We start from the raw sequence: 13,973 nt of genomic DNA, 5'->3' as shown, positions 1-13,973 counted from the left end.
GCAGCTCAGACGTGCTCTGTGCGCCTCCTGCGGTAGGAAGACAGGTGAGGGTGGCCAGAGCGGCGAGGAGCGCGAAGGAGCGTCGCATGGGTGTCCGCGGGTGCTTCGAGTGTCGAGCCAGCATCGTGAGCACTATCTGGCGCAAGGTACAGCCCCCGCCGCCTCGCTCGGATCCTGGATCAGAGCGGCCATCTCGATCTCTCTACGATGGTCGACGATCCCCGGCAGGTGAATGCCTCCAGTGGCCACTCAGTGAGTAGGTTCTTGTAAGAACGTGTCTTGGATGACAGCGTTCCAGAATTTTGCTGCTTTTCTGAACCTACAGCATAAAAATTCCGTCGTATCTGCAGACGCATCCGGCATAGCATATTTTGCGCTGCTGAAAGCCATTTTCAGCCAACGGCTACGCCTGCCTCATCTCACACTTAATCGGCTAATCTATCAGCATCGAAAATCTCGTTCTGGAACGCACAGCGGCGTCGATGTGTTTCAAGCATCTTAGACAGACGGAGCCCGTGATGCGTATCCCTATCGCTGCCATCCTCCTCGTGAGCACGCTCGGCTCGGGCGCGCTCGCCCAAACGACGACGACAGGTTCGCCCGCCTCGCCGGATGCGAAGACCAGCCAGCAATCCGGCGGTCAGCAGAGCGTCACGCGACCCAACACCGACAAGATGACCCCGGACAGCACCGCCCCCGGGAGCACCGCCAACACGAAGCTGGAGAAGGGCGCAAACAGCTTCACGGAAGGCGAGGTCCGGTCGCGGCTCGACAAGGCCGGGTTCAAGGATGCCAAGGACCTCAAAAAGGATGCCGACGGCATTTGGCGCGGCACCGCCACGCATGGCGGCCAGCAGGTGAGCGTCGGCCTCGATTTCAAGGGCAACGTCGCCGCGCAGTGATCCAGAGCTCACCGAGGAGATTTCCCATGGCCCAACAGACCATCACCGCGCTCTTCGACCGCTACGAGGATGCGAGCACCGCCGTCAGCAAACTCGAGGCTGGCGGGATCCCGCACGCTGACATCAGCATCGTCAGCAACAACGAAGGAGACCGCCACAGCCATCTGCTAAGGGGCGACCGTCACCATGTGAGTGACGACACCCGTGAGAAGGCCAAGGATGGTACCGGCACAGGCGCGACGCTCGGAACTGTGGTTGGCGGAGCGGCGGGTCTGCTCGCGGGTCTCGGCCTGATCGCAATCCCCGGTGTCGGGCCGGTTGTCGCCGCAGGCTGGCTCGTCGCCACGCTGACAGGAGCCGGTATCGGTGCAGCAGCTGGCGGCCTCGCTGGCGGACTGACCGGTGCCGGTGTCAGCGAGAAGGATGCCCATGCTTACGGCGAGGGGGTCCGCCGCGGTGGTACGCTCGTCACGGTACGCGCGGACGAGGCACGCGGTCCGATGGTGATGGACATCCTGGAGCAGCATGGTTCGGTCGATCTCGACCAAAAAGCCAGTGCTTGGAGGGCAGAAGGGTGGACGCCGCCGGTTGCGACAGATGCCGGGGCTCCATCTGGTGTGGGTTTGCCCCCCGGCCGGGAGCGTGTTCGCTCCTACCCCAGCGCTGGCGGGTCACTCTGAACTGAGGCTCAAAAACCGTACAGGCTGACCCGTGACACCGTCGCTTCAGAGGCGAGATGCTTCTGATAGCAAACGCCTCAGGAGTACCAGCTCCTGAGGCGCTGCCAACCTCCGGCCAGGATCGGGGGCTTCATAGCTTTTCCGTCTGGATAAAACGACGTGGCATGCACCCGCGCGGGTTTCTGCGGCGTCGATTTGGTGGAAGGCACGTGCCAGGACCGACCTACGCTTCGGCAGCCGCCTTGGCCTTCCGCGGATGACTGGCACGCTTCGGCTTGTCGGAGGTGGTCTCGGAGGCCACAGCAGCCTTCGGAGTTGCCTTCCTGCGCTGCTGACCGAGGCCGAGGCTCTTGGCCAGCGCGGAGCGCGCCTCGGCGTAGCTGGCCGCCACCATCGGGTAGTCGCGCGGCAGATCCCACTTCTCACGGTAAGCTTCGGGTGTGAGGCCCCTGATCGTCAGGTGACGGCGCAGCGTCTTGTAGGGCTTGCCGTCCTCGAAGCTGATCAGCGCGTCGTGCCTGATCGACTTACTGATTTGAGCCGGCGTCAGGTTTAGGGCGGCCCGGGCTTCGGTCGCACCGCCTTCTCCGAGCCCGGTGAGCGCCGCGTGAACGCTGCTAAGTAGCTCCGGGACGTCGACAGGCCGGACGGAATTGTTCGACACGTAGGCGGGGACGACATTGGACGCCAGCGGGGACGAAGTCGGCGCTCGCCACATCCCAAATTTTATTCATCTCATCTATGCGACACCTACCTAAGTCAGCGTTGGACTATCGATTTACACCAAATCAAAAATGTTGACCGAGATCGACGGCGGCAAAGATCAAAACAGCTTCCCGCCATCACCCTAGGTAGCGGCTGAAGATCGGTACAATTCAGGCAAGCAGCCTAGGCTTAATATTTCGTTAACCATGTTTTCGGCACCTTACTCGTGGTCAGCCCACAGGTGCCGCCATGAACCGAGCCTATCCCGCCAGCGTTGAGGTGTCGGCCAGGGATTGTCCGGTGCCGCTCGATACGCTCCGCCAACTCTATCATGCAGCCCCGAAGGCCCTGCCCGAGCAACTCGACGGCATCCCAGAAGCCACTCGGGCGCGACTGGCCGTCTACCTCTACGGCCGCAGCCACATGCGCCAACTCGGGGTGCGGATCGCGGCTACTTGCGGGGGTGTCAGCCTGCGTCGAGCGGCCGGCTTTGTCGGGAACGCGCTCCACCAGCTCTCCCGGCAGAACCAGAGCGTATGGTTAGACGCGAGTCCTTTGATCGGCGATCGGTGAGGAGCCAGCCTCGCAGGATCACGCATTGGAGTGGCTCGTGCTGGCGCGTGACCTGAGTACCGGGTCCTCCCTTTAACAGACGGCCTCGATGTCCTTTGGCCAGGAGGGGGCTAACTCAGGACATTCCTGAGTATGGCAGCAGACGATTTGTTCGCTGAGGCAGGATGGATAGCCTGCACCTCCCGAGCCGATGATGGCGCGTACTCGGCGCGATAGGTTCGCTCCAGCGTCATCAGTGCACGTAGGGGTGGCTCCGCCAGATCCAGAAGCGTTGCATCGCGCCAGAACAGCTTGGGTCCGCCACCCTTTCGAAGCCAGCGGCGCTTCTCTTCCTCGACCAGCAAGACGACTTTGCCTGACCAGGTTCTGCGGAACCAGAACCGACCTGTGAGAGCCATGGCTGCACTGCCTCCAGGAACACCCCGGAGATAATGCTACGCCGCTCTTGATGCTTTGATTACGGCCAAGGTTAAATCGAGCGGTGTCGCTTCAGTGCTCGGTGACGAACTGCGCGGCCCAATCGTCGTCCGTCATCTCCGGACCAAATCGTCCATAGGACGGTCCGAGAGGAGGACGGCTGGCGCGCCAGTGCGGCGGCCAGCCTCGATGCGGGCGCGCCGCTTGGTCAGGCCTGTGGTTCTCACGTATTTGCCATCCAGAATGCTTCGATGAATGCCCGGGAGCGCTCGCGGACCATCGTGTTGGGCTCGGCAGCCGCGGCGGCGAGAGCAGCACCCCTGGCGCCGGGGCGGGCCAGCATGGCCGCTACCGCGGCATCACGCTCTGCCTTGGCTGGCCGCGAGTGGAGGACAGACTTGGCGCGTCGGCCCCCAATCCTGCGCAGGCGCTCGGTGAGCGTCCTCATGCGGTGGCCTCCGGGCGGGCAAGGCGGTCCTGAACGTCGGTCACTTCGATCCCGCGCAGGACGGTCTCAATCAGCTTACCCAACTCGGCGGTCTCGGGAGGGGGGGTGAGTTCGCCGTCAGCGACCGCGGTCACGAAGGCGGCACTGGCCTTCACGGCATCGGCCACACTGGTGATTGGCGGCAGGGCGAACGGCACATGGCGGTCCCGGCGCGGCGGGCATAACCGGTCAAGGCACAGCCGCATGGCCGGCCCGTCGCCGTCCAGTGAACCGCCCCGAGATTTTCGGAGGCTCCAACTCTTAAGAGACTGGAGCCATGACGAAGCGAACCCCACCGTTTTCCCCTGAGGTCCGCGAACGGGCGGTCCGGCTTATCCGGGAGCAGGAGAGCCAGCACGGCTCGTACTGGGCTGCAATCCAGTCGATCGCGGCCAAGATCGGCGGCTCGGGCGAGACGCTCAGGAGCCGGGTCTGCCAAGCCGAGCGCGACCGGGGCATACGGGTCGGACCAACGACGGACGAGCGCGAGCGGATCAAGGCGCTGGAGCGGGAGAACCGCGAGCTCCGGCAGGCCAACTACACATCTGTTGAACTGGACACGATCACCACGGGCGCCCTGACGTTACATTCAAGCACCTTCGGTTGAGACATCCAGCCCGGATCCGAGGCCGTGCCGCACGGGCACCATGCTGGCCGCTCCTCACCGCCGCACTGCACTCGGCGAGGTGTTGAGCAGCCTCTGTCGGCCCTCACTGTGCACTAAATCGCCACACGTCAGTGGACGCCGCATGATCCTGCTTGCCGCTGAGGCTGAGTCCGGCTACGAACCGCATCCCTAGACAAGAAAAAGCCGCCCTCAAGGAGCGGCCCGAAGTCTAGGGAGGAAACGCCCAAGAAGGGCTGCGGGACGGCGACACGTCGCCGTCCCGCAGTGCATTTCTAGGCTTGGGCGCCGTAGCAAGCAACCTGCTAAGGCTCATTACCTCTCGGAATGAGCGGTGAAGCTTGACTCTCTTGTGCGCTGGCGCACCTGAGTAGTTCCCGATGACCACGGTCCCAGAGCAACTCCCGGAGACCGGCTCGAAGAACGAGGGCGCCAATACCGCGGCTCAAGCCGGCCAGATTGTCGGGCCCTTATCCGGCGACTACAGCTGCACGATGTCAGACAAGCTCCACGCCCTCCTCAAGCGCCAGATCCGGGAACGTGACGGGCGCGGGCGGCCGATTGCCTAAGGATGAGTGCGGCCTGGCGCAGTTGTCGGTATTTTGCCAGAGGCCGATCACGGCCTGCGCTTCTCATAGGGAGTAAAAGGCCTCCTGGCTTAGACAGTCGTCCCGTAGCTCTGCTCGGGAATAGCTGCCTCCTTGCAGGCAAGGGCCAAGCCCTTCCCCTGTGCGATCTGAACCTCGATCTGGCGCAGAATTGCCCCGTGAACGCCCATGGACGTCTCTCGCGCCATCCTGTACTCCCTGGGGCTCCGCGGGCGCCCAGGGGGCCATTTCTCGCGATGCCCTGAGGCCGACAGCTCGGCCACAGGGCCGTTCAGATGACCGCGATATCAAGGTCGACCAAGATAGCCGCGAGCTCCGTGCGGCAATCCACGAGGCGCGGTGTCGCGATGCCCTCGAGCTTGCCGGCCGCCCGCCCGTGGAGGGCGATGCAGCGCTCCTCGTTGAGCCGGGACGGATAGTACACGCCGTCGGGCTGGTCAGAGTGTGCGTAGAAGGCCGCCGAGTAGGCTCGAGCCTCAGTCTGGTCGCGCGCGCCGGCGACGTCCGACGGCACGCCCATCCTCAGCGGACCGTCGCCCGTCAGATCGACCAGTCGGAGAGGCTCCTTCACCCGGATGCTAGCCAACGTGCGGCTGTCAATCTCGGCCTGATCGATGATGCAATCGGCGCCGCGGCCATCGGCACGATCGCGCAGGATGGTCTCGACGAAGCACACCTTCGCGCTCGAACCGAGGTAGATCAGCTCGAACGCTCGACCTGCGGGGTCGCTGAAGCGGCTGAGGCCGGGACCCGTGCCCAGGGGGTCGGGATAGCGGGTCTCGTACAGGCGCCGCCAGACCTGGCCGACGGGAAGCGTTCTCAAGACCAGAGGGCGCCCGGCCAAGGCCGCCCCCGGAAAGGCCGAAGTCGCCGGGGCCGGGGAGACGGCCGGCGCCGGCGGAGCAGACGCCGTCATGTCAGGCGAAGTGGCCGGCGACCTGGTTCCGGGCTGCGCCCAGGACGGCCTCGACTTGCCCCGCCTTCAAGGCTTCAAGCGCCGTGCGACCGCCGAGCTCCGCGTGGGCGGTGCGCAGGAAGCGGTGGACGGTCCAGGGCTGCGGACCTAGGACGGCGAAGAGCTGGGGCAGGCCAGGCAGAGGCAGACCGTCGTCGGTCACCTGCCAGCGCGGATACCGCACGCCGCGGGTCGCGCCTTCCAGCCCAAGGAGCTCGAACCGTTCGCGCTTGACGCGGACAGTCTCGTGGGACGCGCCGATCAGCGGACCGAACTCGCGGGCGGTCAGCATGTCCTCGCCCTTGAGGATCTCGGCGACTTTCGCCTGTCCACGCGCCTTGGCCGCGGCCAGGGCGATGTCGAGCGCGTCGCGCTGCTCGGACGCGGCGATCGTGGGCGCGGCCGCGACGGCCGGTCCCGAGACGGCAGGCCTCGAGACAGCCAGGCCCGCAGCGGCACTCTCCGACAAGTCAACAGGCGCAATCTCGCCGGACGGCAGGACCCGGAGGACCACGGTCGTGGGCTGTCCCGTCCGGACGGCGGTAGCCACGCTGTCGGCGTAGTTCGCCACCAGCTTGCGAAGGTATTGGCTCTTACCAGCGATCCGCTTGAAGCGCGTCTCGGAGACCGGCACCTCGGCGACGTCGGGGTTCGCCTTAGAGGCCGCGGCCTTGCCGGCACTCGTGTGCACCACTATCCGCTTCTGACCGCGCTCACCCTGCGGCGCTGAGGGCCGATCCTGTTCGCGAGCGTGAGCCATCGGTCTCTCCTAGACCCGATATGTGGCCGCTTGTCAAGTTGGTCAAGTTCGTCAAATTCATCAAGGCCGTCGACCGGTCGCAGCCCTGTCCTTTTTCGCGGTCGTCACAGACTCGGCGAGGCTTTGACTGTCGGCACTCGCACGCTGCCTGAGAGCCGATAGGGAAGGGGAGGACAGGGGAAGGGAGGCGCAGCCCGAGGTCTCCTCTTTTATGGCGCCGGCTTGGCCCAGGGCCGCAATCTCTACAGTTCCGCTGGACTTACGTGCTCGAGGGGAGGGCGCCGAATGGTGCCATTCGCACATGCGGCCATGCGCGCATGAGCCAATGCAGCCTCTGGCGCCCCCACGCAACGACCTGCTCGCTTCCACGACCCGTTGAGAGCCGGACCGCTGCAGCGCGGGTCAGTGATTAGCTGCCGCCCGAGGCGCCGTCCCGTGGGCTAGGGTAATCCGGAGGGCGGCCTACGCCACAAGCTATCCCTGGTCCGCCAAGACAGCGGGTGGCCGGCGTTCAGCGAGCGTGCGGAGCCGGAACTTGGCGCTGTCCGTCTCGCGCTTGAAGGAGAACCGCAACTGTTCCAAGCCTGCCCGCCCCCACGTCCAATCCTTACCGCAGGATCCGAGCAGCCACGCGTGAGACAGGCGCTCCGGAATCGTTTCGTCGGTACAGGGGACGATGACGGTGTGAGGGAACTCGGGCGACAACAACTTCACAGCCACTGGTCGACCCTCCCAAGTCGTTGCAGGAAATCTAGAAATCCGCCGCGCCCAACACGGCCTCCGATCCCAAAAGGAAAGTACCATTCTCCTTGAGAAATGCAAGATGGGTTTTTGGCCCTGCAGCGGTCTTTGGCAAGCTGACCTGATCGGGATATTTTGGACCGGGCCGTTTGCGACGCTACTGCATGGTGGCTGTGCCCGTACCTGCTGATGTCGTGGCTGCCGCTGTCAGGTCCGCTTCTCACGTCTGAACAGACCTCAGAACGGCAAGGCGGGAGGTTTTGATGGGGTCAAAGTCTGCCAGCTTTGATGACAAGTGGGTGTATGCCACCCGACAGCCCGACGCGCCGCGCCCCGGGCCGGCTGTCGCGATCGAACTCAACCTCGGTGCATAGGCCTTCCCGCCAGGCCGCTGATGATCGACCGCAGCTGCCATGGCCGCTGTTCTACATTACAATCGCCGCAGCGGAAGGGTCCAAGCAAGCACAGCGTTCACTACAGCGAAGGCTGTGATGGCCAGAAAAGCGGCGGAAAAGCTGTTGGCGATGTCGGCCTCTGCCACGGCGCGTTGTGCCTCGGGCAAGTTCGCCAGGAAGGCGGGGCCGTGTCGCACCGCATCGGTGAACGCATCGGCTATCCCGCCTCGTCGGCCCAGCGTCACAAACAGTACCCCGATCGCCATGGTGACACCAATCGCCGAGCCGACCGACCGCGACAATTGCACGGATGCCGATGCGGCCCCCAGCATGGCGGGTGGGGCCTGGGATTGCATCGTGATCTGAGCGACCGGCATTGCCGAACCCTGGAAAACGGCCACGAGCGCCAGCATCGCCGGCAGACCCCACGGGCCGAGCACCGCGCCGGCGTGGCCGCCTCCAAACGCCACGACCAGCAAGCCCAGCGCCGCCGCCGTCTGCCCGGCCGCAGGGAAGATGGCGACGCGCCCGGTGCGCGAGATCAGTCGCCCGGTGATCAGCGAGCCCAGCCCCACCGTCGTCGTCAGTGGCAGCATCATCAGACCGATCTGGCCGGCCGAGGCGCCATCCACGGCACGCAGATGGATCGGCAGGATCGTTGCTTCGCTGACCATCAATGCGCCAGAGCAGGCGGCCATGGCGTTCGCCCGCCACATGGCGGGGCGGCGGAGCAAGTCCAATGGAAACAGCGGCTGCCTCGCTCGCCGCTCTTGCCGCCCCAGCAAGACGAGGCAGAGCAGTGACAGCCCGATCTCGCCCAGCGCGCGGAGCAGCGTGGTGGGCTCGACGCGTTGCAATTCCTCCAGCGCCAAGAGCAGCGGCACCACCGACCCGGCGAACAGTAGCAGGCCCGGCCAATCGAACCTGCCACGGTCGCCGCTGCCGCCACGTCCGGGTAGCCGCATAGCCAGCAGCATGGCCAGCAACCCGAGCGGCAGGTTCACCAGGAACACCGAACGCCATCCGAAGGCCTGCGTCAGAGCCCCGCCCGCCACCGGCCCGAAAGTGGATGAAGCCACGATAACCGCGGCCATGACGCCTTGAGCCCGGCCGAGCTGGTGGCGCGGTACGTTCTCGGCCAGCAGCGCCTGGCTCAGCACCATCAGGCCACCGCCGCCGAAGCCCTGCAGCACGCGTGCCCCCGTCAGCGACAAGATGCCTTCTGCCGAAGCGCACAGTGCGGACGCCGCGACGAACAGCGCCAGAGCCGTCAGTAGCAGGCGGCGCCGACCGAGGGCGTCTCCAAGCCGGCCGTAGACAGGCGCCGCCACCGTGCTGGCGACTAGGTAGGACACGACCACCCAGGACACCCGCTCCACGTCGCCGAACGCACCGGCCATGGTAGGCAGCGCTGCCGTGACGATGGTGCCGTCCACTACGGCGAGGAAGGTTGGGAGCAGGATGGGCGGAAACACCCGCCGCAGAGGTAGGTCCATCGGCGCCATTCTTAGATCGGACCCACCACGATGGGTACGGCAGGCTGAAACGGTCGGAGGAAACCGGTACACGGGCGTGGCGGGTGGCAATGTCGTGCCGCTGCTCGCCGCGATCGCGCGACGGCATCGCGCTCTGCGGCATATGCGTACTACCCTGTCCTGTGAACCCGAGAGCCCGAGAGAAGGAAGCGCGGCGGGCCGTTTGTCTGATCGGCGCGAACAAGTGCCTCCGGCTGCGCCTCGTGTAGAACGGAACCGAGAAATCACGGGCCTCGGCTTCAAGAGCCCTGAGCAGGTCGCCGCCGGAGCCGGAGCAGCGGCAGGGACGTTGCGCGGCGAGCTCATCGGGATCGTGGCTCAGCCGCGCCTATGCCCTTTGAACCTGGCTTGACCCTGCCAGGCTTCGCCTTCGCGCGGCCCATTGCGGCGGCTTGGAAGAGGCTCACGACGCTTCCCCGGACGCTCCAGCCGCAGCACCGGCTCGATCAGCTCCTGGCGGCTCGATCACTTAAGATCATTCCGTTCCTTTCACTGAGGGAATCAGCGAAATCCAAACTGCACATGGGGTGAAGCCCGATACGAGATGCGGCCGAACCGCGTGTGCCCGGCCGGTGCCAGAACAGCCCATGAGAAACTACAGACGCGCGTTCGGCATGCCGCCCCGCACCTGGATCTTTCGGCCTCGCCTCACCGAGACTGAAGTCTGCCACATCACACCAGCGGATCAAGCATTCAGCCCAACTAATCGAAATTTCCACGCTACGCGCCCAATCTTTTAGGCAAATGCTAGCCAGCATCGATCCCTGCTCATGTTGTCGAGGCACTATCTTATGATTGCCGGGATTCTTGCACGCGCGACGTAACCCGGGTGTGCTAATTATCTTCTAGGGTAGGCAATAATCGAAAGATACGTCATTGGCGTTTTGACCAATTTCGCAGGTCCATGCAAGGCTCCCGAGTCGAACATGAGCGAATCGCCCGGCTCCAGATGGTAATCTTGATTAGCATGTCGGTACACCACTTCCCCCGTTAGCATATAAATGAACTCAACGCCCGAATGGCGGAAGCTGGTGTAGGCCTCAGCGTCTTCTTTCAAGGTAATCAGGTAAGGCTCTATGACAAGCTCACCTCGCAAACTAGCACCAAGCAATTCGTAAACGTGCCCAACTTTCGTTCCGCTGCGCTCTATGACCACACCCTGTTCGCGTTTGACGTAGGAGCAATCCCGATTTTCCTCGAAGGCCGAAAACAAAGCCGTAATGGGTACGTTGAGCGCGCTGGCGATCGCGCTGATCGACGAAAGCGAGGGAGATATTTGCCCATTCTCCATCTTCGAAACCATGCCAGGCGATATGCCGGCCGCCGCGCCCAAATCGGCCACCGAAAGATCGCGCTCACGCCGGAGTAGACGGATTTGATGGCCTAGAGCCTTCTCGAGAGTCCGTCTCTCATCGAGAGGCGCGTTGGACGCGGTGTTCAGCATCTGACTAGTTGGCCCAGCCCACGAAATTGAAGCGAGACTCAAGAGTAGCACTAGGGCGAGGAACCTTAAAGTTCGTAGTTAAGCGCCGGCGAGGAGCTTGACGCTGGCCAGGAGGCCGCCAGGATCCGTGTAGCAACCTGAGACGGTGGCGGGGAAGTGTTTGACCCTGATGAGGAAAGACGCTTGTAGGGGGCGGTACTCGCGGGTAAACAGAATGATGGCGGGCGCGCGAGGTTGGGCGTTTACCTCAGGTTGGCCCACGCACTCTACGCAGCATCTCAGCTCAAAGCGCCAGACTCCGTCCGAGAGGTCGGTCTGAGCGGGCAAGCCGCCTAACGAAGATCAGGACGGCTACGGCGTAGAGGAAGGCTATGAGGCGAGCGTTGCCTTGGGGGCCTTCCAGAGGCGGAGATTACGGCTGATCCAGGCGGGGAACCGCTCGCCCCCCCCCCGCGGATGCAGGGCGAAGCCGACCTGATTGGGCGGCTCGCGCACGATCTCGACGGCGATGATCGTGGCGGTCGCCGGCGTGTCATCGGCATGGCCCGCATCAGTGAACGCCTCGGCGATGATCGGGAAGGTCTAGCGCGACAAGCGCAGTACCGGCACCGCTCCATCCCGATCCTGCAGGTCGGCCGGCTGCGGATCGAAGACGAGTGCGCCCGTCCATGTCCAGAAAATTCAAGTATACATCCGCACTCACTGAGACCGGATGAACGTGCCCGGTCGACGGCGCATGAGTCCACCGACGCCTGACGCATCGAGCTCGGTGGCAGGCCAAACGTGCAGCTGCTTGACGGCCACAAAACTGAGACCGCGTTCAGCGCAATCTGCAAGCAGCGTATTCTGGAGCAAACCACGAGGGCGCCGTTGCGGCCAACACCGAGCGACATGGAACTATCCGTGCATCATGACGGGTCGCCGATACGCGTCCGTTCGTCGCAGGAACGCCGGCTTACCGTTAAGAAACTTCGAGGCCTTCTACTCTCTTATCGACAAGCAGGTTCGCAGAGGTTGCCCATAGGAGCGTTTTCAATCCGCGCACGCTGGCATGCCGGGAAGTAGCTGAGCCATTGAGAGTTCTCGATAGGACACTACGAGGCCAGGCTAGCAGAGCGGCGGCTTTGATGGACGACCGCGCGGGCTGCCACAACGTACGGCCATTGGTCAGGGCACGCGGTGCTCCTAGCTCAAGGCCTTCCCCGGAATGTGTCAGCCAAGAAGAGCATCAGCATGTCGGCCAACCAAGAAGCCACCCATATTGAAGGCGAGCACGCGGACATGCTGCGGGATGCGATATCAGGCTTGATACGTCGGCCGAAAGCGCTTCCGGGAAAATACCTTTGGGATGATGTCGGATCTGATCTTTATGACCAGATATGCCACAATGTAGAATATTATCCCAGTTGCCAGGAAATGGTCTTATTGTCGAATGTAAAATCCGACATCTCGAGCCGTGTTGGACCAGGCGCAACTGTTGTAGAGTTTGGCAGCGGCGCGAGCCGTAAAATCCGCACTCTCTTGGACACTTTGATCCAACCAGACACCTATGTTGCCGTCGACATTTCTCGCGAATATCTAAACGCAGCCGTTCAACAGCTCCAACTTGACTATCCCGGAATTCGGATGATTCCGGTCTGCGCCGATTACACCGACGCTGTTCGTGTCCCGTTGGACCTATCTGGTCGTGCAGTTCTAGGCTTTTACCCCGGCCCGAGCATTGGAAATTTTCATCCTTATGATGCGAGAACCTTCCTCGAGCGTGCAAGAGCAACGCTTGGACCGAGTCTCTTTCTGATTGGTACAGACGGAACCCAGGATCCCGTGCGATTGAAACAGGCCTATGCGGGTGCGGACGGCTTGATGGCCGCCTTTCACCTGAACGTACTCGCACGTTTGAACCGCGAGTGCGGCGCCGATTTTGATGTCGAGAATTTCGAGCACACGATCCGCATTTTTCGCGACCCCAACCGAGTAGAGGCGCACCTTGTGGCACGCACCTCGGCAGAATACCACCTTGGCACGCAATCGATAATCTTTGATGCCGGGGAGAGTATTCTCACCGATGTATCTTACAAGTACACCCCCGAAGATTTTCATGCCCTTTCTTCTCGCGCAGGTTGGACCATCCTCGATTTCTGGCAAGATAACATTGGAAGCTCCTGTTTACATTTACTACAATGCTAGGTGAGATCAGCGTGGTTCTCGCCATGTGAAGTGCACAGTTGGTTCACGGAGGCCGGTTCCAAAGCGTGCGAGAGATAATCTGGGGGGTTGGGCGACGGGCCGGCATTATGATCACCGCAGTAATTTCCGAGACAGGTCCACCCCGGTCGCATTCCACATCGATCAACTCTGGTGATATCTTCGGTCCGAAGGCGGAGAGAATTTTAAAGCCAAGGCTTTCGCACGAGTCGCACGCGTCCTGCAGCATGAGGACTGGGCTAAGGTCGTAGATCCCGGTCTGCGGTTTGGACAGATCCGCCGCAATTCCTGCAGGGTAAAGCACCTAGGCCATGGGCGCGTCGTGTGAGACCGGCACCAACGGCGTGCGCGCGGTCAAGAGCTTCGGCTTCCACCAGACCAGGACAGGGCCGCCGCCTGTATCGCACTACTCCCACCCTGAAGCGACGAGGCGGGCCGAGGAGCGGCTCAACCGCCATAAGCTGCCGCACTCCACCAACAGCTGGGTCGAGCTCGACCTCCTCCGCCAACGCCCTTTCCTCGCTGCCAGCTCGACTGAGGTAGACGATGAAGCAATCCGCTGGCGGATGCACCTCAGGACAGAGGCGATGCGCTTGCCAAACATAAAATCACCGTTGCCATCGTTCCTGCGAGGAATATATATTTCTCATATGCGCCGTTGGGGAGGCCGAAACTGCGGAGTTCCGGGAGCGAACTTCGCAGGTCAGTATAAAACGGCGATCCGTCCGAAGGAATCGTGAAGTTGTTTAGGATAGTATCGCGTCAGCAACCCATAAATTCGGAAATTCGCGATACTTGTTACGCAAGACAGCGGCTTGTAGCAATTTACACATGTCGATAAATTCTGCCGTTGTAATTTAGCACGAGCTTTGATGCGGAAATGTGATGACTTTATGCATTTTATGACGAAAATATCGAGCTATGGTCGTCTGCCAAACGTT

Annotated in this window: 13 protein-coding genes and 3 pseudogenes; 6 read left to right on the top strand and 10 right to left on the bottom strand. The window is 62.7% G+C overall.

The features are described 5' to 3' along the window. The first annotated feature begins 518 nt into the window (after positions 1-518). Together ACYCO6_RS18335 and ACYCO6_RS18330 are read left to right on the top strand one after the other, a co-directional pair. Positions 519-902 carry a hypothetical protein gene (locus ACYCO6_RS18335; RefSeq protein WP_459761950.1) on the top strand — a complete coding sequence of 128 codons (384 nt, stop codon included), beginning with the start codon at positions 519-521 and terminating at the stop codon, positions 900-902. Positions 903-928: 26 nt separating this feature from the next. Then, entirely contained in the window at positions 929-1,582 is a 654-nt protein-coding gene (locus ACYCO6_RS18330) for a hypothetical protein (protein ID WP_459761948.1), read from the top strand. Between the two features lie 223 nt (positions 1,583-1,805). On the opposite strand, the gene ACYCO6_RS18325 is transcribed toward ACYCO6_RS18330, so the two are convergent. After that, positions 1,806-2,300, bottom strand: coding sequence for a Ros/MucR family transcriptional regulator (locus ACYCO6_RS18325; RefSeq protein WP_459761946.1), 495 nt, complete (start codon positions 2,298-2,300; stop codon positions 1,806-1,808). A gap of 287 nt (positions 2,301-2,587) precedes the next feature. Between ACYCO6_RS18325 and ACYCO6_RS18320 the strand changes: the two genes are divergently transcribed. Continuing rightward, positions 2,588-2,860, top strand: a complete 273-nt coding sequence (locus ACYCO6_RS18320; protein WP_459761944.1) for a hypothetical protein — start codon at positions 2,588-2,590, stop codon at positions 2,858-2,860. A 640-nt stretch (positions 2,861-3,500) separates the two neighbouring features. Here ACYCO6_RS18320 and ACYCO6_RS18315 read toward each other — a convergent pair. Together ACYCO6_RS18315 and ACYCO6_RS18310 are read right to left on the bottom strand one after the other, a co-directional pair. After that, the gene (locus ACYCO6_RS18315; RefSeq protein ID WP_459761942.1) at positions 3,501-3,725 is read right to left on the bottom strand and encodes a hypothetical protein; all 225 of its coding nucleotides are present in this window, start codon (positions 3,723-3,725) and stop codon (positions 3,501-3,503) included. Then, complete coding sequence (locus ACYCO6_RS18310) at positions 3,722-3,922, bottom strand: hypothetical protein (RefSeq protein ID WP_459761940.1); 201 nt, start codon at positions 3,920-3,922, stop codon at positions 3,722-3,724. The genes ACYCO6_RS18315 and ACYCO6_RS18310 overlap by 4 nt, the downstream gene beginning before the upstream one ends. A gap of 119 nt (positions 3,923-4,041) precedes the next feature. Here ACYCO6_RS18310 and ACYCO6_RS18305 point away from each other — a divergent pair. Both ACYCO6_RS18305 and ACYCO6_RS18300 read left to right on the top strand, forming a co-directional pair. Further along, positions 4,042-4,302: pseudogene (locus ACYCO6_RS18305) on the top strand (transposase); the annotation flags it as partial. 467 nt (positions 4,303-4,769) lie between these two features. Continuing rightward, complete coding sequence (locus ACYCO6_RS18300; protein ID WP_459773889.1) at positions 4,770-4,958, top strand: hypothetical protein; 189 nt, start codon at positions 4,770-4,772, stop codon at positions 4,956-4,958. On the opposite strand, the pseudogene ACYCO6_RS18295 reads toward ACYCO6_RS18300, so the two are convergent. From ACYCO6_RS18295 to ACYCO6_RS18265, 7 genes and pseudogenes are all read right to left on the bottom strand, one after another. Next, positions 4,887-5,069 (bottom strand): annotated as a pseudogene (locus ACYCO6_RS18295) (integrase core domain-containing protein); the annotation flags it as partial. The gene ACYCO6_RS18300 and the pseudogene ACYCO6_RS18295 sit on opposite strands and share 72 nt — an antisense overlap. Then, the gene (locus ACYCO6_RS18290; protein WP_459773888.1) at positions 5,048-5,185 is read right to left on the bottom strand and encodes a hypothetical protein; all 138 of its coding nucleotides are present in this window, start codon (positions 5,183-5,185) and stop codon (positions 5,048-5,050) included. The pseudogene ACYCO6_RS18295 and the gene ACYCO6_RS18290, both read right to left, overlap by 22 nt. 83 nt (positions 5,186-5,268) lie before the next feature. After that, positions 5,269-5,820, bottom strand: a complete 552-nt coding sequence (locus ACYCO6_RS18285; RefSeq protein ID WP_459761938.1) for an RES family NAD+ phosphorylase — start codon at positions 5,818-5,820, stop codon at positions 5,269-5,271. Between the two features lie 94 nt (positions 5,821-5,914). After that, complete coding sequence (locus ACYCO6_RS18280; RefSeq protein WP_459761936.1) at positions 5,915-6,712, bottom strand: hypothetical protein; 798 nt, start codon at positions 6,710-6,712, stop codon at positions 5,915-5,917. A 1,171-nt stretch (positions 6,713-7,883) separates the two neighbouring features. Further along, a complete protein-coding gene (locus tag ACYCO6_RS18275) occupies positions 7,884-9,353 on the bottom strand; it encodes an MFS transporter (protein ID WP_459761934.1) in 1,470 nt (489 codons plus the stop codon). An 868-nt stretch (positions 9,354-10,221) separates the two neighbouring features. Then, entirely contained in the window at positions 10,222-10,827 is a 606-nt protein-coding gene (locus ACYCO6_RS18270) for a helix-turn-helix domain-containing protein (protein ID WP_459761932.1), read from the bottom strand. A gap of 283 nt (positions 10,828-11,110) precedes the next feature. Further along, a pseudogene (locus ACYCO6_RS18265) lies at positions 11,111-11,487 on the bottom strand (IS5/IS1182 family transposase); the annotation flags it as partial. Between the two features lie 573 nt (positions 11,488-12,060). Here ACYCO6_RS18265 and egtD point away from each other — a divergent pair. Further along, positions 12,061-13,014, top strand: coding sequence for an L-histidine N(alpha)-methyltransferase (gene egtD, locus ACYCO6_RS18260; RefSeq protein WP_459761930.1), 954 nt, complete (start codon positions 12,061-12,063; stop codon positions 13,012-13,014). Positions 13,015-13,973 lie beyond the last annotated feature (959 nt).

Source organism: Methylobacterium sp. CM6257 (assembly GCF_054611515.1).
The sequence above is the reverse complement of the archived record's forward strand: the minus strand, read 5'-3'. Positions and strand labels throughout refer to the sequence as shown.